This is a genomic window from Mesorhizobium sp. M7A.F.Ca.CA.001.10.2.1, assembly GCF_003998575.1.
GTDB lineage: Bacteria > Pseudomonadota > Alphaproteobacteria > Rhizobiales > Rhizobiaceae > Mesorhizobium.
The window spans coordinates 1-1723 of the sequence record NZ_RZQY01000939.1; the positions used below are offsets into that span (position 1 = coordinate 1).

At 61.9% G+C, this 1723-nt stretch carries 2 protein-coding genes and 1 pseudogene; all 3 read right to left on the minus strand.

Annotated features, from left to right (window positions below; all coding sequences use genetic code 11):
• Positions 1 to 132: pseudogene (locus tag EN964_RS38935) on the minus strand (BMP family ABC transporter substrate-binding protein); the annotation flags it as partial.
• 208 nt (positions 133 to 340) lie between these two features.
• Positions 341 to 1006, minus strand: coding sequence for a peptide-methionine (S)-S-oxide reductase MsrA (msrA, locus tag EN964_RS33715; RefSeq protein WP_127266917.1), 666 nt, complete (start codon positions 1004 to 1006; stop codon positions 341 to 343).
• Positions 1007 to 1106: 100 nt separating this feature from the next.
• A complete protein-coding gene (locus tag EN964_RS33720; protein ID WP_127266916.1) occupies positions 1107 to 1430 on the minus strand; it encodes a hypothetical protein in 324 nt (107 codons plus the stop codon).
• Positions 1431 to 1723 lie beyond the last annotated feature (293 nt).

Genomic DNA, 1723 nt, shown 5'->3' on the forward strand with positions numbered 1-1723 from the left:
GTAGGCAGCCTCGTTGAAGGATTTGTCGAACTTGCCGCCGAGATCATAGAGGATGGCCGGCTGGACATCCGCGGCGAAAGCCGGAAGAACCATTGCGGTTGCGGCCAGGAGGCCGAGAACGATACGTTTCATGTGATCCACACCCTGTCGGTTATTTTTTCCGTTATGCACCGCATGCCTGCCCGGTTCTCCGGCAGGCATACGACGTCAGCCAGGAGTGTACTCCCTCCCGCTCGGCGGCAATCTGGCATGGCCCGAAACAAAATTCACGCGGAATTTTGACCTTTTGGAAAAGCTTGGTGCGGACAAGCCGCACCGCAGCTTGTCCTTGCGCCAAGTGTCAGGCGGAGGCGGCGGCAGGGATGGCGCAAGCGACGCCGGTGCCTTTGAGGTTGCACGTGCCGTAAGGGTTCTTCGCCAAATATTGCTGGTGATCGGCTTCGGCGAAGTAGAATTCGGCCGCCGGCGCGATCTCGGTGGTGATCCTGCCGTGGCCGGCACCGCGCAGCGAGGTCTCATACGCATCGCGCGAGGCGCTCGCCGCCCGCAATTGCGCCTCGTCGCTCGTGTAGATCGCGGAGCGATAGGCGGTGCCGACATCATTGCCCTGGCGCATGCCCTGCGTGGGGTCGTGGCTTTCCCAGAACAGCTTCAGAAGCCCAGCATAGGAGACGATCTCGGGGTCATGGACCACCAGCACCACTTCGGCATGACCGGTAAGCCCGGTGCAGGTCTCCTGATAGGTCGGATTGGGGGTGAAGCCGCCGGCATAGCCAGCCGCGGTGACCCAGACGCCTTCGATCTGCCAGAACAGCCGCTCCGCACCCCAGAAGCAGCCCAGTCCGAACATCGCCGTCTCCAGCCTCTCGGGATAAGGACCCTTGAGCGATCTTTTCAAGACCTTGTGTCTGGATGCGGTCGGGATCGCCCTGGCGCGGCCCGGCAGGGCCTGGGAGGGCTTCGGCAGATTGAGCTTCTTGTTCAGCATGTCGCTGAGAAAGAACATGCGCGGCTCCTCTCCGGGTGAAACGCAAGAAGCCGCATGACGGCGGCTTTGTTTGAGCATCGGATTCCCAAAACCGGCAACCGCTTTTGGGTCCGATGCTCTAGGTGGCGGCGAACTGCCCAGCACGCGGCGGCCGCCTGTAGCCTATCGCATAGAGCAGGAAAGCCAGCACCGCGAACACGGCGAAGCCCGGCTGGTTCAGCACCCAGGCGACGGCGCCGTCCCACAGCAGCGGGCTGGCCTTGGTTCGGATGAAGGTTTCGAAGGCGGCCCTCGTGTCGGGCGAGACCGCCAGCCAACTGGTGTTGAGCGGGGTCAGCACCAGCACGGAGGCCGCCACGGTGCGTGTCGCGTCGAGCACCGCCATGATGACGGAAATCGACAGCGCGATCATTGCGGCAAGACGAAAGACGAAGCGAAACATCAGAACCCTCCTCCGGGCTGGTCCCCTCCCGAGGGGCCTTTCAGAGATAGAATGCGCATGGCTGGATCGCAATCGCCATACGCGAATTTGCAGACTCCAAACTCAGGTCAACAGAAGGCCGGACGACAGTCGGTCGGGTGGCTTTTCATTGACATGTGAGGGCAGCTATGCTAACAATTTCAGCAGGGTGCTGATTTGCGCCGACGACCCGCCGCACAGGCGGGTTTTTGCGTTTGGTGCCTCGCAAACCGACGTGCCGGCCAAGTCTTCAAAGACCGGGTGAACCCGGATTC

Excerpts from the sequence above, each read along its gene's own strand:
- msrA (WP_127266917.1), bottom strand. The coding sequence starts at position 1,006 with ATGTTCTTTCTCAGCGACATGCTGAACAAGAAGCTCAATCTGCCGAAG.
- EN964_RS33720 (WP_127266916.1), bottom strand. The coding sequence starts at position 1,430 with ATGTTTCGCTTCGTCTTTCGTCTTGCCGCAATGATCGCGCTGTCGATT.